Genomic DNA, 25,631 nt, shown 5'->3' on the forward strand with positions numbered 1-25,631 from the left:
CTCCCCTCGCGGCCAAGGGCGCGCTCCAGACCACCGGAGCCGTCCGCCGCGGGGCAGGGTACCTCGCAGGTCCGCGCGGCTCGCCGGCGCGGACCGGTCGCTCCGCCATCAGGATCACCGGTCATGTTCGACGGCTACAGTTCCAGCGAGCTCGTCGCGATCTTTGCCATGCAAGGGTTCGCGGGCCTCATTCTCTTTTCCGTTCTCGTCCTGATGGCGCTGGGCCTGGCGATCATCTTCGGCCAGATGGGCGTGATCAACATGGCGCACGGGGAGTTCATGATCCTCGGCGCCTACGTGACCTATCTCTGTTCGAATTTCTTTTCCGCCTACCTGCCCGGGCTGTTCGGAATCTACTTCTTCATCGCGATGATCCTGGCCTTCTTCGCGGCGGGGGCGCTGGGGATGCTGGTGGAATGGGCGATGATCCGGCACCTCTACCGGCGGCCGCTCGACACGCTGCTGGCGACCTGGGGCCTGAGCCTGATCCTCCAGCAGACCTATCGCACCGTCTTCGGCGCGCGCGAGGTCGGCGTGCAGATCCCCGACTGGATGATGGGCGCGCTGCCGCTCACCGACATGATCGAGCTGCCGATCAACGGCATCTTCGTGATGGTGCTGACGTTCGTGATCGCGGTCGCGGTGGCGCTGCTGATGCTGAAGAGCGGCTGGGGCAAGCAGGTGCGCGCGGTGATGTTCAACCGCACCATGGCGGGGGCCGTCGGCATCAACACCGAGCGCGTCGACCGCATGACGTTCGGCATCGGCTGCGGCATCGCCGGCGTGGCGGGGGCCGCCTTCACGATGATCGGCTCGACCGGGCCGTCGTCCGGCCAGCTCTACATCGTCGACACCTTCCTGGTCGTCGTGTTCGGCGGCGCGGCCAGCCTGTTCGGCACCATCGCCTCGGCGTTCTCCATCAGCCAGGCCCAGTCGATCATGGAGTTCTTCCTCTCCGGCTCGATGGCCAAGGTTCTCACCCTCCTGACCGTCGTCGGCATCCTGATGCTGCGGCCGCAGGGCCTCTTCAGCCTCAAGATCCGCAGCTGAGGACCGCACCATGACCACCTTCGGCAACCGCACCTTCACCCGCGCCGAGATCGCCGGCTTCGCCGTCCTCGCCGTGCTGCTCTTCGTGGTCTTCCCGCTCGGCTTCGACGCGTTCCGGCTGAACCTCTTCGGCAAGTATCTGACCTACGCCTTCGTGGCGCTCGGCCTGGTGCTGTGCTGGGGCGCCGGCGGGATCCTGTCGCTGGGCCAGGGCGTGTTCTTCGGCCTCGGCGGCTACTGCATGGCGATGTTCCTCAAGCTGGAGGCCTCGTCGCCGGAGAACACGGCGATCCAGTCCACTCCGGGCATCCCGGACTTCATGGACTGGAACCAGGTGACCCAGCTGCCCTGGTGGTGGGAGCCGTTCCACTCGTTTCCCTTCACCCTCTTCGCGGTGGTGGCGGTGCCGACCATCCTCGCCTTCATCATCGGGCTGGCGATGTTCCGGCGGCGGGTGGGCGGCGTCTACTTCGCCATCATCACCCAGGCGATCGCCGCCATCCTGACCATCCTGATCATCGGCCAGCAGGGCTTCACCGGCGGCGTCAACGGCATCACCGACCTGCGCACCCTGCACGGCTGGGACATCCGCAGCGACGACGCCAAGCTGGTGCTCTACTTCGTCAACGCGGTGCTGCTGTTCGGCTGCCTGTTCATCGCCCAGTTCGTCCGCCGCTCCAAGCTCGGCCGCCTGATGATCGCCATCCGCGACCGCGAGGACCGGGTGCGGTTCTCCGGCTACGACGTGGCGAACTTCAAGATCTTCGTGTTCTGCCTGGGCTCGGCCTTCGCCGCCATCGGCGGGGCGATGTTCACCCTGCAGGTGGGCTTCATGTCGCCGACGCTGGTGGGCATCGTGCCGTCCATCGAGATGGTGATCTTCTGTGCCGTCGGCGGCCGCACCTCGATCTTCGGCGCCGTCTACGGGGCGCTGCTGGTCAACTGGGCGAAGACGACCTTCTCCGAGAGCTTCCCCGAACTCTGGCTGTTCGCCATGGGGGCGCTGTTCATCGGCGTGGTGCTCGCCTTCCCGCAGGGCCTCGCCGGTCTCTACGCCGACTACGTCGAGCCGCACGTGAAGCGGCTGCTGCGCCGGCCCTCCGGGACGCCCGTCGGCCGGTCCGTCGCGGCCTCCGAAACCCCGGCCGAGTGAGGGGAGGGCACCCATGACCACTCCGACGACCGCCCACGGCACCGACTTCCTCCTCGCCGTCGAGGGGCTGACCGTCTCCTTCGACGGCTTCAAGGCGGTGAACGACGTCAGCTTCTACGTCGACCCGAACGAGATCCGGGTGATCATCGGGCCGAACGGCGCCGGCAAGACCACCGTGCTCGACCTGATCTGCGGCAAGACCCGCGCCACCAGCGGCTCGGTCAAGTTCAAGGGCCACGAGCTGACCCAGATGCGGGAGGACCAGATCGTCCACGCCGGCGTCGGGCGGAAGTTCCAGACCCCGTCGATCTACGAGGACCTGAGCGTCTTCGAGAACCTCGAGCTCTCCTATCCGAAGGGCCACAACGTGTTCGGCGCGCTGTTCTTCAAGCGCGACGCGGAGGTCATCGCGCGGATCCACGAGGTGGCCGAGATGATCTTCCTGGAGGATCACCTGGGCGAGAAGTCGGCGCACCTGTCCCACGGCCAGAAGCAGTGGCTGGAGATCGGCATGCTGTTGATCCAGAAGCCGGAGCTGCTGATGCTCGACGAGCCGGTGGCCGGCATGTCGGTGGCGGAGCGGAAGAAGACCGCCGACCTGCTCCACCGCATCATCCAGGACCACGCGGTGATCGTCATCGAGCACGACATGGGGTTCGTCGCCGACATCGCCCACAAGGTCACCGTCCTGCACCAGGGCCAGATCCTCGCGGAGGGATCGATGGACAAGGTCCAGTCCGATCCGCGGGTGATCGAGGTCTATCTCGGACACTGACGCCGGCCGGCCGCACGGACCCGCCCGCGCGGCGGCCGTCGGCCCCAGATTGAAGAGTGGGAGCACGTCCTTTTCGGCCGGATCCAAGATCCGACCGAAAATGCTCCAGGAGGAGAGCGCGCATGCTCAACATCCAGTCGCTGCACGTCGCCTACGGCGAGAGCGAGGTTCTGCACGGCGTCGACCTCGCCGTGGCGCCGGGCGAGATCGTCGCCATCATGGGCCGCAACGGCATGGGCAAGACGACGCTGATGAAGGCGATGATGGGGGTGATCCCGACCAAGTCGGGCACCGTCAACGTCGGCGACGTCGACATCACCGGCATGAAGAGCTACCGGCGCGTCGCCAGCGGCATCGCCTACGTGCCCCAGGGCCGGATGATCTTCTCCACCATGACGGTGCAGGAGAACATCCAGACCGGCCTCACCGTCACCGGCGAGAGTGCTGTACCCGACAACATCTACGAGCTGTTCCCGGTGCTGCTGGAAATGAAGGGCCGGCGCGGCGGCAACCTGTCGGGCGGCCAGCAGCAGCAGCTCGCCGTCGCCCGCGCGCTGGCGGCCAAGCCGAAGGTGCTCCTCCTCGACGAGCCGACCGAGGGCATCCAGCCGTCGATCATCCGCGACATGGGCCGCACCCTGAAGCGCATCCGCGACGAGCGCGGCCTGTCCATCGTCGTCTCCGAGCAGGTGCTCTCGTTTGCCCTCGACGTCGCCGACCGCGTGCTGGTGATCGAGAACGGCAAGATCGTCCACGAGAGCCCGCGCGCCACCATCGACGAGGCGAAGGTGTCGAAGTTCCTGTCTGTCTGAACCTGCCCGTCACAACGTATGGTATGCGCCGCGGCCCGACCGGCCGGCGCGTTCAAGAGCCTCACCACCCGGGAAAAAGGGGACCCCAAATGGCCAACACGCTGATCAAAGTCGACCTGAAGGACAGCCCGCACACCAACGAGAAGGTGCACAACCGCTGGCACCCGGACATCCCGATGGCGGACTGGGTGGAGCCGGGCGACGACTTTCTCGTCGAGACCTACGACTGGACCGGCGGGCAGATCAACAACGACGACGACGCCGCCGACGTGCGCGACGTGGAGCTGCAGCAGGTCCACTATCTCTCCGGCCCGATCGGCGTGAAGGGGGCGGAGCCGGGCGATCTTCTGGTCGTCGACATCCTCGACATCGGCGCCAAGGAAGAGATGCTGTGGGGCTTCAACGGCTTCTTCTCCAAGAAGAACGGCGGCGGCTTCCTGACCGACCACTTCCCCGAGGCCCAGAAGTCGATCTGGGACTTCGAGGGCATGTTCACCAAGTCGCGGCACGTGCCGGGCGTGCGCTACGCCGGCCTGATCCATCCCGGCCTGATCGGCTGCCTGCCCGACCGCAAGATGCTGGACATGTGGAACACCCGCGAGAAGGCGCTGGTGGACACCGATCCGCACCGGGTGCCGGAGCTCGCGACCCTGCCGAACACCCAGTCGGCGCACATGGGGCAGATGAAGGGCGAGGCACGCGACGCCGCCGCCGCCGAGGCGGCGCGGACGGTTCCCCCGCGCGAGCACGGCGGCAACTGCGACATCAAGGACCTGTCGCGCGGCTCGAAGATCTACTTCCCGGTCTACGTGGACGGGGCGGGGCTTTCGATGGGCGACCTGCACTTCAGCCAGGGCGACGGCGAGATCACCTTCTGCGGCGCCATCGAGATGGCCGGCTGGCTGCACATCAAGGTCGACCTCATCAAGGGCGGCATGGCGAAATACGGGATCAAGAACCCGATCTTCCGGCCCTCGCCGATCGTGCCGAAATACGACGACTACCTGATCTTCGAGGGCATCTCCGTCGATGAGGCCGGCAAGCAGCATTATCTCGACGTGCACATCGCCTACCGCCAGGCGTGCCTCAACGCCATCGAGTACCTGAAGAAGTTCGGCTATTCCGGCGCGCAGGCCTACGCGATCCTCGGCACGGCACCTGTCCAGGGGCACATCTCGGGCGTCGTCGACATTCCGAACGCCTGCGCCACGCTGTGGCTGCCGACCGACATCTTCGCGTTCGACATGATGCCCGGCAAGGATGGCCCGACCGTGCACCTCGACGGATCGATCGACATTCCGCTCGCCCCGGATCTGTAAGCGGGGCGGTCTGTTTCCCCTCACGCCGCGTTCGCTTCGCTCACCGGCTCCGGGTGGGCGGCCTGACCGGCCGGCGCGCGGTCGCGCGCTGGTTGGCTTGCACCGGGACGGTCGGGCGCCGGTTCTCCGCCTCGAAATGAAGGAGGCTACGACATGCCGATCTACGACTATCTCTGCGACGAGCACGGGGCGTTCACGGCGATGCAGCCGATGCGCGCCTACGCCGACCCGTGCGCCTGCCCCGACTGCGCCCGGCCGGCGCCGCGGGTGATGCTCGCCGCGCCACGCCTCGCCGTGATGGACGGGGCGAAACGCAACGCCCATGCCGTCAACGAACGCTCGGCCCACGCGCCGAAGCGCTCCAGCCAGCACGGGCCGGGCTGCGGCTGCTGCGCGGGCGCGTCGAAGACGAAGAAGCCGGGGGCGATCGTGCGGCCGGACGGCTCCAAGAGCCTGGTCGGGCGGCGGCCCTGGATGATCTCGCACTGACCGCCGGTCCGGCCGCTCGCGACCGGCGGCCGGGCCGGCGGGCGGGCGCCGGCGCAGCCGTCAGTCCGGCGGTCGCGGCACCGCAATCCTGCGCGCGCCGCCGGTTGGCGGCTTGCCGATGGCGAGATCGGGATGGCCGGGAAGAAAGACCGCCCCTTCGCGGATGCCCCGGGCCGGCATAGCCGGTCCGGTCCATGCGGTTCGCCTCACGCCAGCGTGTAGGCTGTCTTGACGGTGGTGTAGAATTCCTGGGCGTATCGGCCCTGTTCGCGGGGGCCGTAGCTGGATCCCTTGCGGCCGCCGAAGGGGACGTGGAAGTCGACGCCGGCGGTGGGCAGGTTGACCATCACCATGCCGGCCTCGGAGGCCCGCTTGAAGTGGGTGGCGTGCTTCAGGCTGGTCGTGCAGATGCCCGCCGACAGCCCGAACGGGGTGTCGTTGGCGACGGCGAGCGCCTCCTCGTAGTCCCGCACCCGGATGACGCTCGCCACCGGCCCGAAGATCTCCTCGCGGGAGGTGCGCATGGCGTTGGTCGCCTCGGTGAACAGCGCCGGCTGCAGGTAGAAGCCGGGCGTCTCGCGGTTGAGGCGCTCGCCGCCGAAGGCGAGGGTCGCCCCGTCCTCGTCGCGGCCGATGACGAGGTAGCGCTCGTCCTGCTCGAGCTGGCTCTGGTCGACCACCGGGCCGATGTGGGTGCCGTCCTTCAGGGCGTCGTCGACGGAGAGCGTCTTCAGGCGCGCCACCACGGCGTCGACGAAGCGGTCGTGGATGCCTTGCGTCACGATCAGCCGCGACGAGGCGGTGCAGCGCTGGCCGGTGGAGAAGAAGGCGCCGTTGACGCAGGCGTCCACGGCGGTGTCGAGGTCGGCGTCGTCGAGCACCACCATCGGGTTCTTGCCGCCCATCTCCAGCTGCACCTTGCGCATGTGCGCCGCGCAGGCGGCGGCGACGCGCTTGCCGGTGGCGACCGAGCCGGTGAACGAGATGGCGTCGACGTCCGGGTGATCGAGCATCGCCTGGCCGACCACCGAGCCCCGGCCCATGACCAGGTTGAGGACGCCGTCGGGCAGGCCGGCGCGGGTCAGGATGTCGGCCAGCTCCCAGGCGCAGCCGGGGGTCAGCTCGGCCGGCTTGAGGACGACGGTGTTGCCGTGGCAGAGCGCCGGCGCGAGCTTCCAGGCGGGGATGGCGATGGGGAAGTTCCAGGGCGTGATCAGGCCGACGACGCCGACCGGCTCGCGGGTCACCTCGACGCCGACGCCGGGGCGCACCGACGGCACGCTCTCGCCGGTGAGCCGCAATGCCTCGCCGGCGAAGAACTCGAACACCTGGCCGGCGCGGCCGGCCTCGCCGATGCCCTCGGCGAGCGTCTTGCCCTCCTCGCGCGCCAGCAGCCGGCCGAGCTCCTGCCGGCGGGCGAAGATCTCGTCGGCGGCCTTGCGCAGCACCGCGTGGCGCTCCATCAGGCCGGAGCGTGACCAGGCGGGGAAGGCGGCCCTGGCGGCGGCGACGGCCGCGTCGGCGTCGGCCGCCGTCCCGCGGGCGTAGTCGCCCACCACGTCGTCGGTGTTCGACGGATTGACGTTGGGCACGGCCTCGCCGCCAACCCACGCCCCGCCGATCAGGTTCTCATGCAAGCCCATCTCGTGGTCCTTTCTCGGTCGCTGTGTGGGGCGCCGCCGGTGCCGATCCACGGATCGGCGCGGGTCAGGCGCCCGTCGAAGGAAGGCCCCGGTCCGGCGGACAGTGCGATCCCGCCTGCGGCGGGGCGGGCCGCGACATGCGGAAGGGGGGAAGATCAGGCCCAGACGGCGGCCATGATCGCCCGGAAATCGTCCGCGTCGACCGGCCGGGGATTGGACGGGGTGGAATGGTCCTTCACCGCCGCCGCGGCGACCGCGGGCAGGGACGCCTCGGGCACGCCCATCTCCGACAGGGTCTTCGGCAGCCCGAGGTCGGCGTTGAGCGCCTCGATCGCGCTGGCCAGGTCCGCGCCGGGAGCCAGCCCGAAGGCCTCGACAAGCGCCGGATACTTGCCGCCCGCCGCGGATTCGTTGAAGCGCAGCACCGGCGGAAGCAGTACGGCGTTGATGGTGCCGTGATGGAGGCGGGTCCCCTTGAGGCCGCCCATCGGGTGGGAGATCGAGTGAACCGCGCCCAGCCCCTTCTGGAACGTCATGCCGCCCTCGAGGGCAGCCATCATCATCTCGCTGCGCGCCTCCAGGTCGCCGCCGTCGGCCACCGCGCGCCGCAGCGCCCGTCCCGCCCGGCGAAGCCCGTCCAGCGCGATCGCCTCGGCGGGCGGATTGAAGCGCGGGCTGAGATAGGTCTCGATACAGTGGGTTATGGCGTCCAGCCCCGTCGCGGCGGTCAGGTACGGCGGCAGGCCGAGCGTCAGTTCGGGGTCGCAAAGCGCGACGTCGGGGATCATGAACGGCGAGATGAAGCCGAGCTTGCGCCCGTCCTCGAGCGTGATCAGCGCGGCGCGGCCGACCTCGCTGCCGGTGCCCGCCGTGGTCGGAATGGCGATCACCGGCGGCTTGTCCGCCGTGATGCGGCCGAGGCCGCCGAGGATCACCGCATACTGCTCCAGCGGCCCCGGGTGGCTGGCGAGCAGGGACACCGCCTTCGCGAGATCGATGGGCGAGCCTCCGCCGAGCCCGATCACACCGTCGCATTTCCGCTCGCGGAACAGCGCAACCGCGGCGTGGGCCGCCGCCTCGGTCGGGTTTTCGGGCGTCCCGTCGAAGACGGGGGTATCCGCGGGCAGGCCGGCTGCGGAAATCACCCGGGCGACCAGCCCGGCGTTGACGATGCCCGGGTCGGTGACGACGAGCGGCGCCGTCACGCCGAGCATCTCCAGCTCGGAGGCGAGGATCAGGATCGCTCCCGCCTCGAACTGGATGCGGGTCAGGTAGGTGATCAATGCCATGTCAGCTCTCCCGCTGTTCTGCGAACCTGCCGGGCGGGTGCGGGGCCATGGAGCGCCCGCCCGGCCATTCAAGCCTCAGGCGCCGTCAGCGGCGGAGGCGGCCCCGCCCGTCCACGCCGGCTCAGAGACCCTTGACCGCCGAGAAGTCGATGCGCACGGGGGTCCGCTGCGTGCCGTTCACCAGCGGCCGGCCAAAGCCGGGGATCGCAATCTCGAACACGTCTCCATCCTCGGTCCGGATGCCATCGCCGAAGGAGGCCACCGACGTGCCCATGAACTGGACGTGCACGTCGCCCGGCCGCAGGTGCTGTTCGTACTTGAAATGATGAAACTCGAGGTTGGCAAGCGAGTGACACATGTTGTCCTCGCCGGTCGGGAAGCTTTTCTCCCAGATGACCGCGCCGCCGCGCCGGATCCGGACCTCGCCCTCGATGTGACGCGGCAGCTCGCCGACCCGCAGCTCGGGTCCGTACGAGCAGTGGCGCAGCTTGGCATGGGGCAAATAGAGGTAGTTCTTCTTCTCCATGACGTGGTCGGTCGCCTCGTTGCCGATGGCGAAGCCCAGCCGGTGCGGATGGCCGTCAGGGGCGATGACGTAGAGGCCGACCACTTCCGGCTCCTCGCCCTCGTCGTCGGCGAAGGCGGGGACGGGATAGGGCGCGCCCGGACGCACCACGATCGAGCCGTCGCCCTTGTAGAACCACTCCGGCTGAACCCCGGGCTTGCCGTCGGACGGGCGGCCGCCCTCGACGCCCCACTTGAACATCCGCATGGAGTCGGTGAGGGCCGCCTCTCCGTCCTCCTTGACCTTCTGGTTCATCTGATCGCGGGCCGCGGCGCTGCCCAGGTGGGTGAGGCCCGTTCCGGCGATCAGGCAGTGGGCCGGATCCTCGTGATCGAGGGGCGGCAGCACGCGCTGCTCGTCGAGGAGGGTATCGTAGTCGAACGAGGCGCCGGTTCCGGCGGCCTCCACTTCGGCGGCAAGCGACCGGCCATTGGCGATGGCGTTCAGGGCAAGCTCGCGCATCGTGGCAACGCCCTGGACGCGGCGGATCGCGTCGCCGTCGACCAGACCGACGGCGCGCGCCCGGTCGTCGGCTTCGAACTGGATCAAGCGCATCGGTCATTCTTCCTTGGCTGGCGCACGGTCCGGGCGGACGATCGACTGTCGGAGCCGTGACGGGAGAGGGTGGTGCCGGCGCGATTCACCGTGACCGGGGCGTGGTCGCGCCCGATCGGCGCCGGCTTCGGGCCGGATGTCAGGGGAGTGGGAGATGTGCCGGGAACGGGCGGCGCCCGCCCCCGGCCAGGTCGAAGCCGACCTTACTGGGACTTGGCCTTCGCCATGTCCTCGCGGGCCTGGGCGATGAGGTCGGGGCCGATGTTGTTGGAGAACTTCTCGATCACCGGCTCGACGGCGGAGCGGAGTTTCGCCTGCTCTTCGTCGGAGAGCGAGGTGACTTCCATGCCCTCGTCGACGAGGAGCGTGTGGGCGATGTTGTCCGCGGCATCCCGGGACAGGCCGCGCTGATAGGCCTCGGTTTCCTGGGCCGCCTCCATGACGATCGCCTTGTCGGCGTCGGAAAGGCTGTCGAACCAGGACTTGCTCGCGAGCAGCACGTAGGGGCTGTACACGTGCCCCGTCAGGGTCAGGTACTTCGTCACTTCGTAGAACTTGTCGGAATAGGTCAGCCCGACAGGGGTCTCCTGCGCCTCCACGGCGCCGCTTTCCAGCGCGTTGTAGAGTTCCGGATAGGGCAGCGGCACCGGGTTCGCGCCGACGGCCTGGAACGTCTCGATGAACAGCGGATTCGGGATGACGCGGATCTTGAGGCCCTTGATGTCCTCCACCGTCTCGATCGGCCGGACGGCGTTGGTCATGTGGCGGAAGCCGTTGTCCCAGTAGGCGAGGCCGACGATGCCGATGTCTTCGAGGCGCTTGAACAGCTCGTCGCCGACCGGGCCGTCCATCACCGCGTCGACGGCGTCGAAGTCGGCGTAGAAGAAGGGCAGGTCGAAGATGCCGAACGCCGGCACGGCCCCGACCAGGTTCGAGGTCGGGCCGACCATCAGCTGCACGAAGCCGCCCTGCAGGGACGACTGCAGCTGCGGCTCGTTGCCAAGCGTGCCGCTCGAATAGGTGTCGATCTTGAGCCGGCCGTCGCTCTTCTCGCCGACGAGCTCGGCGAAGCGCTGGACCGCCTGGCCGACCAGGTGGGATTCGATCGGGACGTAGCCGAGCCGAACTTCGGCCTGGGCGGCCATCGTGGTGGCGGCGAAGGCCAGGCCGGCTGCGAGCGTGGTGATCCTCAGGCGTTTCATTGCATTTCTCCCTTTTTTTGATTGTGGTCAGTGGCGTCCCGTCAGAATTCCGGTGGGAACGGTGACGATGGCCGGGAAGACGATGAGCAGGAGCAGGATCGCGACCTCCGCGATGAGGAAGGGAACCAGCCCCCTTACGGCCACCTCCATCGGGACCTTGCCGACCCCGCAGACCGCATTGAGCACCACGCCGACGGGAGGCGTGATCATCCCGATCGCCGACGCCATGATGAAGACGACACCGAAGTAGACGGGGTCGATCCCGGCGGTCTTCACGACGGGCATCAGCACGGGGATCAGGATGAGAATGGCGGGGGTGAAATCGAGCACCATGCCGATCACCAGCACGACGCAGACGATCAGCAGCATCAGCAGCGTCGGCGTGTCTGCGAACGGCCGCAGCAGGCCCACGACCTGACCCGGAATGTTGGCGATGGTGATCAGCCACGCCGACACCATCGACGCGGCGACGAGGAGCATGATGACGGAGGTCGTCTTCGCCGCATTGAGGATCGCCGCGTAGAGATCGCCGAGGTCCATCTCGCGGTAGACGACCAGGCTGATCAGCAGCGCATAGGCGGCGGCGATGATGCCGGCTTCGGTCGGCGTGAAGACGCCGAACTTGAGGCCGCCGACGATGATCACGGGCATCACCAGCGCCCACGAGGCCGCCCGGACGGACTGCCAGACCTCGCGCCCCGAGCGGCGCGGCATGGGCTGGGTTCCGTCGCGGCCGGACACCCACCACCAGGCGGCGATCAGCGCGGCGGCCATCAGAAGCCCGGGGACGATGCCGGCCATGAACAGGCGGGTGATCGACAGGTTGGCCGTGACGCCGAGGAGAATGAAGCCGACCGACGGCGGAATGATCGGCGCGATGATCCCCGTGGCGGCCATCAGGCCGCAGGATCGGCCGACGTTGTAGCCCGCCTCGCGCATCAGCGGCAGCAGCATGACGGCCAGCGTCGCGGTGTCGGCGATCGCCGAGCCGGACAGGCTCGCAAGCAGGACGCCGGTGCCGATCACCACGTAGCCGAGCCCGCCGCGGAAGTGACCGAACAGGCTCATCGCCGCGTTCACGATGCGCCGGGAGAGGCCGCCCACGTTCATCAGTTCGCCGGCGAGCAGGAAGAACGGAATCGCCATCAGCGGATAGCTGTCGGCACCGTCGACCAGCTTCTGGGCGAGGATCTGGGCGTTGAGGTTGCCCATCTGCAGCATCATGGCGACGGCGCACACCATGAGTGCGAACGCGATCGGCATGCCGATGCCGATCGCCCCGAGCAGCGAGCCGAGGAAAACCAGTGCCGTCATCGCTCGGCGCCCCCTCGGGGCGATGCGCCGTCGGATGGCGCGGCCTCAAGGCGCTCCGGCCGAAGCGAGCGCCAGAGATTGCGCAGGAGGATGAGCGCGAAGAACACCGACGCGAACAGTCCGGCGGCGTACATCGTGCCGACCGAAATGCCGGAGATCGGCGCGTAGTTGTTCAGATTGACGACCGTCTGGATCCAGCTGCCCTGCCACAGGAGCCAGCAGCACCAGAGCATCAGCGCGTGGCTGACCCAGAGGCAGACCAGGCGCACCGGCTTCGGGAAGGCCTCGATGAACCAGCTGACGCCGAGATGGGCGCCATCCTTGAGCGCGATGACGCTGCCGATGAAGACCACCCACACGAAGATCAGCCGGGAGACTTCCACCGAGAACGGGATGCCCGAATTGAAGCCGTAACGCAGGACGACGTTCAACAGAACCATCAGGCTCATCACGGACATTCCGAGCACCAGAAGGTGCTCCAATAGACGAAATACTCCCGTCCGCATTCCGGCGACCCCTCAGCTTCGGAAACGTTTCCTCAAAGGCGGCCCTTTTCTGAGCCTTCTCTTTTGATATAGCCTTATTTGCTAGCGTCGTTGCAGAATATGCCGCAGGCGTCGACAGCAAATGAGATTCTTCTTACGCTTCGGCTGATCGTCCTGCAGACTAAGCTGCCGGCGCCGGCGATGGCTAATGAACCTTCCCGATAGCACTATAAAGGCTGGTTATAGCAATGCTCCCATCGCTGAACTCAATGGTCTCGCGGCTGCGGGTGAAACATTTCCGGCTGCTCGTCGCGATCGATGACCATGGCTCCATCCTGAAGGCGGCCGAGCAGGTTGCGCTGAGCCAGCCTGGCGCGACGAAGGCCCTGCAGGAGATCGAAGCGGCGCTGGGGGAAACGCTGTTCGTCCGCACCAACCGCGGGCTCGAGCCCAACGAGGTCGGGCATTGCGTCATCCGCTATGCCCGGCTGATCTACACCGACCTCGCGCATCTCCGGGAGGAGATGAACGGCATCCTGAACGGCTATGGCGGCCGGCTCGCCGTCGGCACCATCATGGGGGCCGTGCCGTTGACGACGGAGGTCCTGTCGCGGCTTCTGGTCAAGCAGCCGGCGCTCTCGGTCCAGATCATCGAAGGCACCAGCGAGGGCCTTCTGCACATGCTCGACGACGGGCGCCTCGACGCCGCGATCTGCCGCACGAGCATCAGCCACCGGCGCGATGCCTACAACGCGGTGAACGTGAGGCAGGAGGAACTGGCGGTGATCGCGAACGTGGCGCATCCGCTGGCGGGGGCGAACGATCTCGAACTGGCCGATTTCTCGGACTGCCCGTGGATCGTCTGCGCCGCGAACATGCCGATGCGCCGATACCTCGAACGCGAATTCGACGACGCCGGCATCCAGTTTCCCATGAACGTCGTCGAGACGACCTCCGCCTTCGCCGTCATGTCGGTCATCCAGCGAAACCGGTCGACCATCGCCCTGCTGTCGACCGACGCGGCGGAGTTCTTCGCCGCCTTCGGGATGATCACGATCCTGCCCATCACGCTGAAGACCCGCAGCGAGCCCTATTATCTCGTGACCCATCGCGACCGGACGCTTCCCCCCAGTGCGCAACTGTTCATCGAGGAGTTTGCCGCGATCGACCCGGCCGGCTTCGCGCCAGCCTGACGGGCCGGCTCGTCAGCGCGGAAGACCCGGAGCAGGTGCCGGCCTGCCGTCGGCGGCAGCCCAGCTGTCGCTTGCGGCGCCCATGTGATCGACGGCCGGCACGGCGTCCGCGGGTCCGGTCCGATCCGGACGGCCTCCGGGGATCAGGCCGCTGCGGCGAGGTCGCCCTCGTATGCCGCGCGGACGAGCCGCTTCATGGCGCTTGCATCCAGGGGGCGGGGGTTGTTCTTGATCAGGCGGTCGATCCCGATGGCCTGCTCCGCCGTCCAGTCCAGCCGGTCGCGCTCAAGCCCGAGAGCTTCCAGCGTCGGCGCAATCCCGATGCCGGCAAACAGGCGGGCGACCTCGGCGATGGCCGCGTCGGCCTTCGCCTCCGGCGCCCAGCCGGCCGTGCCGACGCCGAGGGCGTCTGCGATGGCCGCGAACTCGGCCGTGGCGGCCGGGCGGTTGTAGGTCATGACGTAGGGGAGCAGGGTTGCGACCCCGAGGCCGTGGGGCGTCCCGGTCAGCGCCCCGACCGGATACTGGATGGCATGGGCCGCCGCGGTCCCTGCGGTCCCGAAGGCGCAGCCCGCCAGCAGCGCGCCCATCATGACGCTCGCTCGGGCCACCGCGTCGCCGCCGTCCGCGCATGCCCTGCCAAGGTGACCCCCAAGCAGGCCGATGGCCTGCAGCGCGAAGTGGTCGCTCAGATCGTTCTTGCCGACGAAGACGTGGTCCTGGGCGAGATCCGCATGGGGCGTACGCCGGACGGCGGTGAAGGCTTCGATCGCGTGGGTGAGCGCGTCGGCGCCGGCGATCGCGGTGAGCGACGGCGGGCACGTGGAGGTCAGATCGGGATCGCAGATGGCGACGACCGGCACCAAATGAGGGCTGGAGATGCCGACCTTCAGCGTGCGGCTGGAGTCGGAGACGACGGCGACGGGAGTGACCTCCGAGCCCGTGCCCGCAGTCGTCGGCAGCGCAATGACGGGCAGCGTCGGGCCCGGAACCTTGAACTCGCCGTAGTAGTCGCGAAGCGTCCCGCCGTGGCGGAGCAGAAGCGCCGCGCACTTGGCCATGTCGAGACAGCTGCCGCCGCCGATTCCGATGACGAGATCGGCACCGAAGGACCGCACGCGATCGACGAACGGCCCAACCGCGTCGTAGGGGACGTCGGGCTCGACGTCATCGAAGACGTCGACCGTCAGCGAGGCGCTTTCCAGGCTCGCGAGGATCTCGGCGAACGTCGCCGTCGCCGCAAAGCGCTGGTCCGTGCAGACGAGAGCCCGGGAGCCATATCGAGCGGCCACACGCCCTATCACGGACCTCTGGCCGCTGCCGAACAGGATCTCGCGCGGCAGTCGCGCGACGGCAAAGAGTGTCATGAATGCAGCCCTCATGCATTGGAGCTGGTGCACCCGAGGCGGGTCAGGGCAGCTCGGGATCCGGGTCGAAGCGGTTGCGGTCGGCCGACGCCCCCGGGAGCGCTCCGTCTCCATGCCCGATGCGGCATCGTTCCCAGGGATGAGCAAGGCTGATATAAAATCCGATAGGATATTTGATTGTACTGACCACAGCCTCCGGCTATCACCGAGGCAAGTCAAGAGGGCCCGCATGTCGACGCCGACACCGCACGACCGGAAATCCCCGGAGCTGGAGGGCGCCAGCGGAATCAGCCGCCCGCAGGCGCTGGCGCACGAGGTCTACGAGGTTCTGTACGGGCAGCTCCTCGGACTGAGGATTGCTCCCGGCGCGCGCATCACCGTCGACGCCCTCGCCCGCGAGCTCAACGTATCGCAGACCCCGATCCGCGAAGCGCTCAGCCGCCTGGAGCGGGAGGGGCTTGTCGTCAAGACGCACCTCGTCGGCTACAGCGCGGCCCCGCAGATCTCCCGGCGTCACTTCGACGAGCTCTACGAGCTCCGCCTGCTGCTGGAGACCGACGCCGCCCGCAGCGCCGCGCTGCGGATGGACGACGAGAAGCTGACGTTCCTGCAGGGGGTGGCGGGGGTCATGTCGCGGCGGCGCTTCGGCGACGATCGCATGCGCTATTCGGCCTTCGCCCGCGACGACGCGGTGTTCCACGACAAGATCATGGAGTTCGCGGGCAACGAGCTGATCCGGCACACCCTCGCCGGGCAGCACACCCACTTTCACATCTTCCGTCTGATGTTTCACAGCAGCGTCACCGAAGAAGCCCTCGACGAGCACGAAAAGCTGCTGGAGGCGTTCGCCAATCGGAACGGCGACGCGGCGCAGGAAGCGATGCGGGAGCACATCGAGCGCTCCCGCCAGAGGCTTCTGCCGGCGTTCGAATGAGGGTCAGGAACGCGCCACATCGGGCCGCAGAGCACGTGAAGGACCGCGGAGGCGGGGAGGCGGTTGTGCCAGCTCCGGTCGTTCAGGCCGCCGGCCGCGCCACTTCGGCTTCGCCGGATGCCTGGGCCGGACCCCGGGTCGACGTCGCCCGCGGGGCCGCCTTCCTCGCTCTCGGATGAGAGCCGGCCTCTATGGCATCCCGGCGTCTGCCCTCCGATCCTGGAGCTTGCGGACGTAGTAGTTCCAGGAATGCGCGATGTGGGTCGGCTGCATGATCTGGCGGTGCCGGAGCGCGCGTTCGGCCGCGTCGGGGAACGCGCAGGTCATGCCCGATCCGCTGCCGACCACGTGCGCCCGGCAGGCCCGTTCCAGGAACACGCCGATCATCGTGGCGTGCGGGATCGACGTGCCGCAGAAGGTCACCCCATGGTTGGCCATCATGATCGCGAAGGCGGTGGGGCCGAGGGCCGCCGCGAGGTCGGCACCGAGCTCCGGGGTGTTGATGAGCGCTGCCGTGCCTTCGTGCCGGGGCAGTTCGGCGAAGTAGTCCGCGTCGAGGGTGAACGGCAGGAGCGGATCCGGCGAGGCCGAAAAGACGCAGGCATGGAACGGATGGGTGTGGGCGGCGACCTGCACGTCCGGTCTCGCCCGCAGAAGCTCGCTGTGGATGACCCATTCGGAATGGCGCCCCCCGTCACCCGCAAGCTGATTGCCGGCAAAGTCGATCAGGATGAAATCGTCGGGACCCTGTATTTCGCCGAGACCGGCGGCGTTGCGCTTCAGCCAGAGGCCGCGGCCGTGCGGATCGCGCAGGGAGAGGTGGCCGAGCGTCATGTCGCCGTGGCCCTCCATCTCCAGGATGCGGGACGCGCGGGCGAGGTCGGCGAGCAGATCGTCCGGTCGGTCGGCGGTGGGCATTGGCGGTTGCCTCGCAAGATCGTGTTGGAGCGGTGACGCGGGGCGCGTCGCTCAGGAGGGCTTACGGTTGAGGCTGGTCGCCATCGCCTTCGAGTAGCCCGGAAGAACGCGGGCCTCGATGACGCAGACGCGCCCCTGCCGGACGACGCGAATCCCTTGCGCGACCGCATCGGCAAGGTCATCGCCGGTAAAGACCGGCCCGATCGCATCGGCCCCGTAAGACCGTGAGAGGCCGGTGATGTCGACCTCGGGATTTGCGATCCGCTGACCGATCCACTTGTTCTCGACGGGGCGCCCGCGTTCGCGCGCCATGCGCTCCTGATGCACCTCGTCGTTGTAGAAGGCGGCGTTGTTGCAGACCACGACGAGGAGGGGAATCTCGTAGTGCGCGGCGGTCCAAAGGGCGGAGGAGGCCATCAGGAAATCGCCGTCGCCGAGGACCGCCACAGGCAGGCGTCCCGAGCCTCTGAGCGCGAGTGCGGCCCCCACGGCGATGCCGGGGCCCGACCCGAGACCGCCGCCTCCGTCGCCGCCGAGATAGTCGAGCGGGTGGCGGAAATGCCAGAGCGCGCCGTCCCATCCAAGCGGCAGCTTGGCGAATGTTACCGTCTCTCCTTCCAGGCCGCGCCCCAATGCGGCGGCGAGGCCCGGCACATCCATGCGTTCGGCCGGATCGACGTCGGTCTGGATCGGCGCCGTCGGGAGATCTTCGATCGCCGTCTCGGCCGGCGTGACGATGCCAAGTGAGTCGCAGAGATCGGCAACGGCGGCATCGGCATCGCTCGCCAGATGGACATCGACGGGCGGCAGTGCCTGGTGGTCCTTGCTCCAGCCGCCATGGAGCGTGTGGTCGATGGATGCCTGGACGATGCGTGCGCCCAAAGGTCCGTCGCTGCCGAACACCGTCTTCAGCGTGCCTGCCAGATCGATCCAGTCCAGGCTCAGGATCACGTCGGCGTCGCGCACGGCCGCCCGGGCATCGGGATCGAGGAAATAGCCGGGCGCGCCGGCGTGGAGCGGGTGGTCGGTCGGAAAGCTCGTCGCGGTCTTCAGATCGCTGATCACACGGGCGCCAAGCGTCTCGGCAAGCGCGACCCGGCGCCGCCATCCGCCGCCGGAGCGCGTGACGCGGCCGGCGAGGATCACGGGCGCACGGGCGGACTTCAGGAGGTGGGCGGCCGCTGCCACGGCCTCCCGGCCGGGGCGCGCCGGGGCCGGCGGCATGAACCGCTTCACGTCCGGCATGGCGGGAAGGGCGGAAAGCGCCTCTTCCTGGACCGTGGCGTCCATGCAGACATAGGTCGGTCCGTGGGGCGCCGTCCGGGCGAGGAGGTTGGCGCGCAGGACGGCCTCCAGCGTCGCCGGTACGGATGCCGGCTGATCGTCCCATTTCACGAACGGGCGGACCATGGCGCCCTGGTCCTGGGCGGTGTGGATCCAGTCGATCCAGGGTCGCCGCTTCGCCGCATCGACCGGTCCGGTCGCGCCGAGCACCAGCATCGGCATCCGGTCGACCCAGGCGTTGAAGATGCCCATCGAGCCATGCAGCAGGCCGACATTGGAGTGCAGGATGGCGACCATCGGTTCGCCGGTGACCTTCGCGTATCCCTGGGCGAGCGCCACCGCGGTCTCCTCGTGCAGACAAAGCAGCATCTGCGGGTCGCGGTTTCCGTTGAAGTTGACGAGGCTGTCGTGCAGGCCGCGGAAGCTCGCCCCCGGATTGAACGCCACGTACTTCAGGCCGAGGTCGCGCAGCAGGGCCGCGATCGCGTCGCTTCCCCAGTGGCTGTCGGCATCGGTCGGCAAGGGGCGCTCGATGTCGTTCGGCACGCGCATGTTGCTCTCCGCAGGGGCGGCGGCAGATGGCTCCACCGCTGAAAAGGAGGTCTCGGGATCGGTCATCGGGAGAGGTTCGGCAGCCACGTTCCCAGCAGCGGAAACGCCACGATCAGCGCGATCGCGATCATCTGCATGAGGGTGAAGGGCGCCGCCGCCATGTAGATCTGGCGCATCGTCGTGCTCGGCGGCGCGACACTCTTCATGGTGAACAGGAGCAGGCCAAAGGGAGGCGTCGTCTGCCCGACCTCGAGTGCGACCAGCATCAGGACGCCGAACCAGACCGGTTCGACACCCACCTGGCGGACAAGGGGGATGAAGAAGGGCAGGGTGATCAGGATGATCGAGAGCGGATCCATCAGGCAGCCGAGGATCAGGACGACGATCAGCATGCCAAGCACCACCACGAGCGGGGTGAGCTCGAAGGAGTTCAGCAGCGAGAGCATGCCGCCGGTGGCGCCGGAAAAGGCGAGGATCTGCGAGAAGGTCAGCGAGGCGGCGATGATGAAGAAGATCGTGACGGTGATCTTTCCGGTCTGGACGAGCGCCTTGTTGAGCGCCTTCCAGCTGAGGCAGCGGTAGCAGGCCGCGGCGATGACGGCGCCGATCGCGCCGAGTGCCGCGGATTCCGTCGGCGTCGCGAACCCGGTCAGGATGCTGCCCACCACCAGTACGAAGAGCGACATCAGCGGCAGCACGTAGACCAGGAACGGCCGGACGCGCTCCCAGGCGGTCATCGGCGGCGCGTCGTAGACCGGTGCGAGCGCCGGATTGAGGCTGCAGCGCACGATGATGTAGGTCACGTAGAGGCCGGCGATGATCAGTGCCGGCAGGATGCCGCCGAGCAGGATGCCGGTGATCGAGATGCCGGACATGCTGCCCAGCAGCACCGCCATCGACGACGGCGGGATCAGCATGGCCAGCCCGCCGGACCCGAGGATCGGGCCGAGCGACATCCCCGGATGATAGCCGCGCCGGCTCATTTCGGGGATCAGCGTGCCGCCGAGCAGCGCAGTGTTGGCCATCGACGATCCCGACAGGGCCGCGAACACCGTGCCGCAGGACACGGCGACGAGCGACAGGCGGCCCGGCACCCGGAAGATCAGCCGGTCGATCGCGTCGATGGCCCGAAACGCAACGCCCGTCTGGAACATGATCTCGCCCATCAGGACGAACATCGGAATCGGTGACAGCGAGAAGTTGATCAGCCCTTCGTAGGAATTCCGGGCGAGCTGGGCGAGGCCAGCCTCTCCGCCGAAGAAGATGAGCGCCCCGATGACGTTCGCGCCGAAGAAGGCGAGCGCGACGGGGACCCCCAGAAACATGGGGACCATCACGGCGGCCATCAGAAGGAGAAAGGCGGCTTCCCAGCTCATCGGGCGGGCCTCAAACCGAGATGGTTTCGTGGGGAGCGTCGTCCGCGTCTTCAGCGTCCCGCCGGGCAAGCTGGCGCAGGCATTCGATGGTGAAGAGCAGCATTCCCCCCAGGATCACGGCAAACAGGACCCACTCCGGGAAGATGAAGTTCTTGTAGATCATCGCCCCGGACGACATCGCGTCGCGCAGCGCGACCCAGGCGGCGAGGCAGACCATTGCGGCGATGAGCACGCTCAGCGTGCGGGTCACGAGCAGCAGGATGCGGCGGGATGGTCCGCGCAGCTTCATCAGGAGGATGTCGACGGACACGTGGGCGCCGCGCCGCAGCGCCGGCGTGATGCCGATGAAGGTCAGCGCGAACAGCGCGTACTCGATCAGCTCGATCATCCCCTTCAGGCCGACGAAGCCCAGGTTCCTCAGAAGGACGTCGAGGCCGATCGCCAGCGCGATGATGCCGATCAGCAGGCCCGGGATGTATTCGAGCACGTCGAGGAGACGGTGATAGCCACGGGACATCCGCGCATCCTTCGCGAGGTTGGGGAGGGGGTGGGGGACCGGCGGGACTGGCCGCCGGTCCGGCGCGCGCTACGGCTTGTAGATCAGCTCGCGCAGCTCGGCGCCGAACTCCGGCGCCTGCTCCACGATGTTGTCCCACGACGCCTCGTAGGCGAGGGTGCGCAGCTTGTCGCCCTCCGCCTCGTCGAGGGTGATCACCTCCATGCCTTCGCTGGCGAGGTCGTCGGCCGCCGCCGCATCGCCGTCGACCAGGGACTGGGCGATCTCGGACTCCGTGTAGGCGCCCATGTCCTCCATGAACGCCTTCTGCGCGTCGGAGAGCTTGTTCCAGGTGTCGAGGTTGATGGCGATCAGCACGGTGGAGGCATAGAAGCCCGGATCGATCCGGTACTTGGTGACCTCCTGCCAGCCGTTCGGCTTCACTTCGGAGGGGATGTTGATGTAGGCGTCGACCACCCCGCGCTCGAGGGAGGTGTAGATCTCGCCGCGGGACGTTGAGACCGGGATCGCTCCGGCCGCCTCGAGGAACGCGCGGTAGGTGTTGGTGGTGCGAACGCGCATGCCCTTCAGGTCGTCGACGGACTCGATCGGCTTGTTGGAGAAGATGTGGAAGGAGACGTCGCCGAAGTGTGCCAGCGGATAGGCATTGGCGCGCTCGGCGAGGGCCTTCGTGAGCGCGTCCCACGTGCCGTTGGTGCGCATCTCGGCAAGGTCGATGGACGGCTGGCTGAGCCCCTCGATGCCCGGAACGAGGCTGGACAGATAGCTCGGCGGAACGCCGATGATGTCGACAATGCCGCTGCGCATGGCGCTGCCCAGCTGCGCCGGCGGAAGCGCCTCGGGACCGACGATGCCGTCGATCTTGACGAGGCCCGCGCCCTTTTCGTTCACCGCCGCGACGAAGTCCTCGAAGGCCTTGCGGAAGAGCGAGTCGCCCGCCGGAATGAAATAGGCGGCCTTCAGCGTCGTTTCCTGTGCCGACGCGGCCAGTGGTGCGCCGCCGACGCACGCCGCGCACAGGGCGGCCAAGATTGCCAATCGCTTCATGGAACTCTCCCAGTTTGGCTTCCGCACTTGGACGCTTGGCCGTTGCTCCGGTGCGGCTTGCCTGCCGCACGCATTCCCCTCTGGCCTCGGTCCCCCATCGGCCCGATGCGCTCGCGCGACGGGGCCCTCCAGGTCACACGAGTGTCATGCCGCAATGAGCCATGCGACAAATATGATTTGAGCATCCAATCGATGCTGTTCTGATATACCTTGTCGGGGCGACCAACGGTGACGGCAGAAGGACGGGTCCGCTGAAGATCGCCCAGCTCGAATATTTCGCCGAGATCGCGGAGACCGGCAGCTTCACCGCGGCGGCGGTCAGGCTTGGCGTCGCCCAGCCGGCGCTCAGCCGGCAGATCCGCAATCTGGAACACGAGATCGGGTCGGCGCTGCTCCTGCGCCACGGCCGTGGGGTGGAGTTGACGGAGGCCGGCCTGCTCCTGTTGGAACGCGCGCGCTTCCTGCTCCGCACCATCGAGGAAACCAAGCTGGAGCTGCTGTCGCGCGCGGAAACGCCCACGGGCACCGTCCGGCTCGGCTGTCCACCGTCGCTCGCGCGGTCCACGGTGCTCAGCCCGCTGATCGATTTCCTTGCGAAGTATTCGAGCGTTTCGGTCGTGCTGGAGGAAGCGTCGAGCGATTCCCTCCTCAAGGCGGTTCTGGGGCACGGCCTGGACCTGTCGATCGTGACGACCCCGCCGCCGCACCCCGATCTCGTCATTCACCGGCTGTTCGAGGAGCCCATGTGGCTGTTCACCCCTCCGGAGACGTGTCCGGCTGGAACGCCCTTCAGCCTCAAGGAGGTGGTGCGGCTGCCCCTGATGATCTCGCGCCGGCCTCACGGGGTCCGTATCGAACTCGAGCGGCGAATGGGCCTGGCCGGACTGACCCCCAACATCGTGCTGGAGACCAACGCCTGGCAGGTGATCCGCGATCTGATCCTGGCGCGGGTCGGTTGCTTCGTCGCCTCCCGGTCCGCCCTCGAGGAGGATGTGACCAGCGGCGTGCTCTCCGGCGGACCGGTCGAGGACTACACGGTATCGCGCGGGCTCGTGCGACGGTCCGATCGCCCGATGTCACGCGCCGTGCTCGAGCTCAGCGAGGAGCTCGTGAAGCGGCACGCCAAGCTTCGGGGCTGACGTCTCCAGGGGGCTCCCATCGATCCTGTCGGAGCCGCGCGGCCCCGTGCCGAAGCCGGGCAACATCGAGGGACGGGCGCGGCCGACCACGCTCGACGAAGCGAGCGGGTTCCGTCAGGTCCGCTGGCCTAGAGCACAGATCCGCCTGCCCGGGTGTCGTGCCGCCGACTGTTGCATTTGGGAGACGGTGCCTTCCTTCTTCGTCTGCGACCGACCGAATCGTGTCAAAGGACATTGTCGCCGGCGGGTGGACTCACGTATTCGCACCAGGCGTCGCTCTGACGCAATTTCGGATCCGATAACAGAGACTTGGCCGATTGCCGTGTGGTGATCGGCTGGTGTCCGATGCAGGGTGGGTGGCGATGCGGAGCGGCGTTCTTGCGCACGGGGTTGCGGCCGTTTGGCTGGCGGCTGGACTGCTTTCGGGGACCCCGGCGGCGCTCGCCCAGTCATCACCACCCGTGCCGGAACCTGCAGCCAGCCCCCTCCGCAATGCCCTCTCCCAGGCTGCCGACTTCGGCGACCGCTCGCTGATCGCCAGCGTCGTCGAGAACGTTCGGCTGACGCCCGATCGGGCGGACGCGGTCGCCGCGGAAGCCGTCGGTCTGCGGCCGGACCTCGCGGCGGCGATCGGCCGGGCGGTCTCCGCCGGCCGGTCCCTTGCGGCCGCCTATCCGGCCTCCTCGCTGTCCGGCATCGAACCGGCGGCAGCCGCCGGAAGCGGCGGCCTGCCGCAGGCGAACCCGACGCCCTATCCCGGGGGCAATGCGGCCATCCCGCTGGCGTCGCTGACGGAGTACCAGCGCAACTACAGCCTCGAGGCGATGCACGTCGACGCCGCACTCGCGAAGGGCCTGACGGGCAAGGGCGTGGTCGTCGGCGTCATCGACACCGGCATCGACATGCGCCCGGACGGATCGGTGCATCCCGAGTTCGCAGGGCGGATCGACCCGCGCTCCACCAGCTTCCTCTACTGGTTGGACAACGCCGTCGTCTGCCAGAACCGCGACCCGTCCACGTGTCCGATCTCCACGGAAGAGGAGATCGACAACGCCTTCACCCAGTCGCCCACCGATTCGCTGGACCAGGGCGAACACGGCAGCCACGTGTCGGGCATCATCGGCGCCGGTCAGAACGGCTTCGGCATGCAGGGCGTGGCACCCGGCGCGACCATTCTGGCGGTCAAGGCGATCACCCAGGGCGGCAACGTCGTCGGTGACGAGGGCATTGTATCGGCGTTCGACCTGGAGCGTTGCGGTCCCTATGAGGACTGCAGCCCGATCGGGGGAAGCGACTACGCCTGGGTGAAGGCTTTCAACTATCTCTCCCAGTTCCGGGACGTCCGGGTGATCAACGGGAGCTTCGGCCCCAATACCGCCGACGGCTCGACCACCTGGGACCTGGGCAGCGCGGAGACGCAGTCGACGTACCTGACCGAGGCGCAGGCGATGCGCAGGAACCTCGACGCCGGCCAGATCATCGTCATGGCCGCCGGAAATTCCCGCCTCGAAAGCCCGATCTACTCGGAAAACCCGAGCGGCGGCGGTCTCTATCCGTTCGTTCAGCCGGCCAACCAGAGCGCCACCAATTCCGTCGGGGCGCTCGTCTACGACGACCACGGCAGCGGTCTCGATCTCAGTTTCACCTCGGCAGCCGCGCTCGCGGCTGCGGAGGCGTCCGACGGCATCGCCCGCGGCCGCATCGTCGTGGTGGTCGCGCTCGACGCCTACAACCAGCTCGCCAGCTATTCCCAGATGTGCGGCGTCGCCCGGGAATGGTGCGTCTCGGCGCCGGGCGGCGACCAGCCGGCCCCCTACTTTCCGGAGACGGGCCTGCCTGGCGACCGGGGCATCTACTCGACGGTGCCTGAGAACAGCTACAAGTACATGAGCGGCACGTCGATGGCGGCGCCGAACGTTGCGGGGGCGATCGCGGTTCTGATCGAGGCCTATCCGACGTTCAGCCCGTCGGAGATCGTCGAGATCCTGTTCCTGACGGCCCAGGACCTGGGCGCGCCGGGCGTCGATGCGGTCTACGGCTGGGGCCTGGTGCGCCTCGACCGGGCGCTCGCCGTCGGGCCCGTCGGCATGACCGGGACGGGCACCTACACGGTCGGCGCGGGCGGCTCCGACACCACCTGGATCGTCGACTTCACCAGCCAGGGCGGCCTCGACAAGGTCGGTTCCGGCACGCTCTCCGTCCTCAGCGACGCCAGCTTCCAGCAAAGCTCCGCCGTCGACGACGGCACGCTGTCGGTCGACGGCTCGCTGGTGACGCCCACCCTGGCCGTCAACCAGGGCGGCACGCTCGCCGGCACCGGGGCGGTGGTGTCCAACATCACCGTCGCCGGCCTGCTCGCGCCGGGCAATTCGCCCGGCACGCTCACCGTCACCGGCGACGTGACGCTGACGTCGACCGCCACCACGGCCATCGAGGTCGACGGGCCGGGCACCGGCAACGGCGCCGGCAACTTCGACCGCATCCTGGTGCAGGGGGCCGGCTCGGTGTTCACCGCCGGCGGCACGCTGGCGCCGGTGCTGCGCGGCATCGCGGGGGCGGCCACCAACACCTTCACCCCGAGCCTCGGCCAGAGCTTCGTGTTCGTCCAGGCGCCGACGGTGGCCGGCAGCTTCGCCGCGCTCGCCCAGCCCGC

Annotated in this window: 22 protein-coding genes; 10 read left to right on the forward strand and 12 right to left on the reverse strand. The window is 68.1% G+C overall.

The features are described from left to right. Positions 1 to 123: 123 nt before the first annotated feature. The 6 genes from urtB (at position 124) to ACSSVZ_RS24795 (ending at position 5,598) form a co-directional block, all read left to right on the forward strand. The gene (gene urtB / locus ACSSVZ_RS24770; RefSeq protein WP_453973456.1) at positions 124 to 1,050 is read left to right on the forward strand and encodes an urea ABC transporter permease subunit UrtB; all 927 of its coding nucleotides are present in this window, start codon (positions 124 to 126) and stop codon (positions 1,048 to 1,050) included. 10 nt (positions 1,051 to 1,060) lie between these two features. Next, the gene (urtC, locus tag ACSSVZ_RS24775; protein WP_453973457.1) at positions 1,061 to 2,203 is read left to right on the forward strand and encodes an urea ABC transporter permease subunit UrtC; all 1,143 of its coding nucleotides are present in this window, start codon (positions 1,061 to 1,063) and stop codon (positions 2,201 to 2,203) included. 13 nt (positions 2,204 to 2,216) lie between these two features. Then, positions 2,217 to 2,978: an urea ABC transporter ATP-binding protein UrtD gene (gene urtD / locus ACSSVZ_RS24780; protein ID WP_453973458.1), complete on the forward strand. Its 762-nt coding sequence runs from the start codon at positions 2,217 to 2,219 to the stop codon at positions 2,976 to 2,978. A gap of 122 nt (positions 2,979 to 3,100) precedes the next feature. Then, positions 3,101 to 3,790: an urea ABC transporter ATP-binding subunit UrtE gene (gene urtE / locus ACSSVZ_RS24785; RefSeq protein ID WP_453973459.1), complete on the forward strand. Its 690-nt coding sequence runs from the start codon at positions 3,101 to 3,103 to the stop codon at positions 3,788 to 3,790. An 89-nt stretch (positions 3,791 to 3,879) separates the two neighbouring features. Beyond that, on the forward strand, positions 3,880 to 5,109 hold the full coding sequence (fmdA, locus tag ACSSVZ_RS24790; protein WP_453973461.1) for a formamidase: 1,230 nt from the start codon (positions 3,880 to 3,882) through the stop codon (positions 5,107 to 5,109). Between the two features lie 153 nt (positions 5,110 to 5,262). Beyond that, positions 5,263 to 5,598, forward strand: a complete 336-nt coding sequence (locus tag ACSSVZ_RS24795) for an FmdB family zinc ribbon protein (protein WP_453973462.1) — start codon at positions 5,263 to 5,265, stop codon at positions 5,596 to 5,598. A gap of 206 nt (positions 5,599 to 5,804) precedes the next feature. Here ACSSVZ_RS24795 and ACSSVZ_RS24800 read toward each other — a convergent pair whose 3' ends face one another. The 6 genes from ACSSVZ_RS24800 to ACSSVZ_RS24825 form a co-directional block, all read right to left on the reverse strand. Beyond that, entirely contained in the window at positions 5,805 to 7,241 is a 1,437-nt protein-coding gene (locus ACSSVZ_RS24800) for an aldehyde dehydrogenase family protein (RefSeq protein WP_453973463.1), read from the reverse strand. A 155-nt stretch (positions 7,242 to 7,396) separates the two neighbouring features. Further along, positions 7,397 to 8,530, reverse strand: a complete 1,134-nt coding sequence (locus ACSSVZ_RS24805) for an iron-containing alcohol dehydrogenase (protein WP_453973464.1) — start codon at positions 8,528 to 8,530, stop codon at positions 7,397 to 7,399. A gap of 121 nt (positions 8,531 to 8,651) precedes the next feature. Continuing rightward, positions 8,652 to 9,650 (reverse strand): AraD1 family protein, encoded by a 999-nt coding sequence (araD1, locus tag ACSSVZ_RS24810; protein ID WP_453973466.1) that lies wholly within the window; start codon positions 9,648 to 9,650, stop codon positions 8,652 to 8,654. A gap of 203 nt (positions 9,651 to 9,853) precedes the next feature. Continuing rightward, positions 9,854 to 10,852 (reverse strand): TRAP transporter substrate-binding protein, encoded by a 999-nt coding sequence (locus ACSSVZ_RS24815; protein ID WP_453973468.1) that lies wholly within the window; start codon positions 10,850 to 10,852, stop codon positions 9,854 to 9,856. A gap of 27 nt (positions 10,853 to 10,879) precedes the next feature. After that, a complete protein-coding gene (locus ACSSVZ_RS24820) occupies positions 10,880 to 12,166 on the reverse strand; it encodes a TRAP transporter large permease (RefSeq protein ID WP_453973470.1) in 1,287 nt (428 codons plus the stop codon). After that, entirely contained in the window at positions 12,163 to 12,615 is a 453-nt protein-coding gene (locus ACSSVZ_RS24825; protein WP_453973471.1) for a TRAP transporter small permease subunit, read from the reverse strand. The genes ACSSVZ_RS24820 and ACSSVZ_RS24825 overlap by 4 nt, the downstream gene beginning before the upstream one ends. A gap of 284 nt (positions 12,616 to 12,899) precedes the next feature. On the opposite strand from ACSSVZ_RS24825, the gene ACSSVZ_RS24830 reads away from it, so the two are divergent. Beyond that, entirely contained in the window at positions 12,900 to 13,844 is a 945-nt protein-coding gene (locus tag ACSSVZ_RS24830; protein ID WP_453973472.1) for a LysR family transcriptional regulator, read from the forward strand. 143 nt (positions 13,845 to 13,987) lie between these two features. On the opposite strand, the gene ACSSVZ_RS24835 is transcribed toward ACSSVZ_RS24830, so the two are convergent. Further along, complete coding sequence (locus tag ACSSVZ_RS24835) at positions 13,988 to 15,211, reverse strand: iron-containing alcohol dehydrogenase (protein WP_453973473.1); 1,224 nt, start codon at positions 15,209 to 15,211, stop codon at positions 13,988 to 13,990. A 229-nt stretch (positions 15,212 to 15,440) separates the two neighbouring features. Here ACSSVZ_RS24835 and ACSSVZ_RS24840 point away from each other — a divergent pair, with 229 nt between their 5' ends. Further along, a complete protein-coding gene (locus ACSSVZ_RS24840; RefSeq protein ID WP_453973474.1) occupies positions 15,441 to 16,145 on the forward strand; it encodes a GntR family transcriptional regulator in 705 nt (234 codons plus the stop codon). Between the two features lie 189 nt (positions 16,146 to 16,334). Here the strand turns inward: ACSSVZ_RS24840 and ACSSVZ_RS24845 are convergent, their stop codons facing one another. The 5 genes from ACSSVZ_RS24845 to dctP all read right to left on the reverse strand — a co-directional run bounded on the left by ACSSVZ_RS24845 (position 16,335) and on the right by dctP (position 21,839). After that, entirely contained in the window at positions 16,335 to 17,063 is a 729-nt protein-coding gene (locus ACSSVZ_RS24845; RefSeq protein WP_453973476.1) for a class II aldolase/adducin family protein, read from the reverse strand. A 51-nt stretch (positions 17,064 to 17,114) separates the two neighbouring features. After that, positions 17,115 to 18,899 carry a thiamine pyrophosphate-binding protein gene (locus ACSSVZ_RS24850; protein WP_453973477.1) on the reverse strand — a complete coding sequence of 595 codons (1,785 nt, stop codon included), beginning with the start codon at positions 18,897 to 18,899 and terminating at the stop codon, positions 17,115 to 17,117. A 62-nt stretch (positions 18,900 to 18,961) separates the two neighbouring features. Beyond that, positions 18,962 to 20,275 (reverse strand): TRAP transporter large permease, encoded by a 1,314-nt coding sequence (locus ACSSVZ_RS24855; protein WP_453973478.1) that lies wholly within the window; start codon positions 20,273 to 20,275, stop codon positions 18,962 to 18,964. Positions 20,276 to 20,285: 10 nt separating this feature from the next. After that, a complete protein-coding gene (locus ACSSVZ_RS24860) occupies positions 20,286 to 20,792 on the reverse strand; it encodes a TRAP transporter small permease (RefSeq protein ID WP_453973479.1) in 507 nt (168 codons plus the stop codon). A gap of 69 nt (positions 20,793 to 20,861) precedes the next feature. After that, complete coding sequence (dctP, locus tag ACSSVZ_RS24865; RefSeq protein ID WP_453973481.1) at positions 20,862 to 21,839, reverse strand: TRAP transporter substrate-binding protein DctP; 978 nt, start codon at positions 21,837 to 21,839, stop codon at positions 20,862 to 20,864. A 257-nt stretch (positions 21,840 to 22,096) separates the two neighbouring features. Between dctP and ACSSVZ_RS24870 the strand changes: the two genes are divergently transcribed. Both ACSSVZ_RS24870 and ACSSVZ_RS24875 read left to right on the forward strand, forming a co-directional pair. Further along, on the forward strand, positions 22,097 to 22,978 hold the full coding sequence (locus tag ACSSVZ_RS24870) for a LysR family transcriptional regulator (RefSeq protein WP_453973484.1): 882 nt from the start codon (positions 22,097 to 22,099) through the stop codon (positions 22,976 to 22,978). A 461-nt stretch (positions 22,979 to 23,439) separates the two neighbouring features. Continuing rightward, the coding region (locus ACSSVZ_RS24875; protein WP_453973482.1) for a S8 family serine peptidase at positions 23,440 to 25,631 on the forward strand (2,192 nt) is incomplete at its 3' end.

It is taken from the genome of Amorphus sp. MBR-141 (genome assembly GCF_053628695.1).

Excerpts from the sequence above, each read along its gene's own strand:
- urtB (WP_453973456.1), top strand. The coding sequence starts at position 124 with ATGTTCGACGGCTACAGTTCCAGCGAGCTCGTCGCGATCTTTGCCATG.
- urtC (WP_453973457.1), top strand. The coding sequence starts at position 1,061 with ATGACCACCTTCGGCAACCGCACCTTCACCCGCGCCGAGATCGCCGGC.
- urtD (WP_453973458.1), top strand. The coding sequence starts at position 2,217 with ATGACCACTCCGACGACCGCCCACGGCACCGACTTCCTCCTCGCCGTC.
- urtE (WP_453973459.1), top strand. The coding sequence starts at position 3,101 with ATGCTCAACATCCAGTCGCTGCACGTCGCCTACGGCGAGAGCGAGGTT.
- fmdA (WP_453973461.1), top strand. The coding sequence starts at position 3,880 with ATGGCCAACACGCTGATCAAAGTCGACCTGAAGGACAGCCCGCACACC.
- ACSSVZ_RS24795 (WP_453973462.1), top strand. The coding sequence starts at position 5,263 with ATGCCGATCTACGACTATCTCTGCGACGAGCACGGGGCGTTCACGGCG.
- ACSSVZ_RS24800 (WP_453973463.1), bottom strand. The coding sequence starts at position 7,241 with ATGGGCTTGCATGAGAACCTGATCGGCGGGGCGTGGGTTGGCGGCGAG.
- ACSSVZ_RS24805 (WP_453973464.1), bottom strand. The coding sequence starts at position 8,530 with ATGGCATTGATCACCTACCTGACCCGCATCCAGTTCGAGGCGGGAGCG.
- araD1 (WP_453973466.1), bottom strand. The coding sequence starts at position 9,650 with ATGCGCTTGATCCAGTTCGAAGCCGACGACCGGGCGCGCGCCGTCGGT.
- ACSSVZ_RS24815 (WP_453973468.1), bottom strand. The coding sequence starts at position 10,852 with ATGAAACGCCTGAGGATCACCACGCTCGCAGCCGGCCTGGCCTTCGCC.
- ACSSVZ_RS24820 (WP_453973470.1), bottom strand. The coding sequence starts at position 12,166 with ATGACGGCACTGGTTTTCCTCGGCTCGCTGCTCGGGGCGATCGGCATC.
- ACSSVZ_RS24825 (WP_453973471.1), bottom strand. The coding sequence starts at position 12,615 with ATGAGCCTGATGGTTCTGTTGAACGTCGTCCTGCGTTACGGCTTCAAT.
- ACSSVZ_RS24830 (WP_453973472.1), top strand. The coding sequence starts at position 12,900 with ATGCTCCCATCGCTGAACTCAATGGTCTCGCGGCTGCGGGTGAAACAT.
- ACSSVZ_RS24835 (WP_453973473.1), bottom strand. The coding sequence starts at position 15,211 with ATGACACTCTTTGCCGTCGCGCGACTGCCGCGCGAGATCCTGTTCGGC.
- ACSSVZ_RS24840 (WP_453973474.1), top strand. The coding sequence starts at position 15,441 with ATGTCGACGCCGACACCGCACGACCGGAAATCCCCGGAGCTGGAGGGC.
- ACSSVZ_RS24845 (WP_453973476.1), bottom strand. The coding sequence starts at position 17,063 with ATGCCCACCGCCGACCGACCGGACGATCTGCTCGCCGACCTCGCCCGC.
- ACSSVZ_RS24850 (WP_453973477.1), bottom strand. The coding sequence starts at position 18,899 with ATGCGCGTGCCGAACGACATCGAGCGCCCCTTGCCGACCGATGCCGAC.
- ACSSVZ_RS24855 (WP_453973478.1), bottom strand. The coding sequence starts at position 20,275 with ATGAGCTGGGAAGCCGCCTTTCTCCTTCTGATGGCCGCCGTGATGGTC.
- ACSSVZ_RS24860 (WP_453973479.1), bottom strand. The coding sequence starts at position 20,792 with ATGTCCCGTGGCTATCACCGTCTCCTCGACGTGCTCGAATACATCCCG.
- dctP (WP_453973481.1), bottom strand. The coding sequence starts at position 21,839 with ATGAAGCGATTGGCAATCTTGGCCGCCCTGTGCGCGGCGTGCGTCGGC.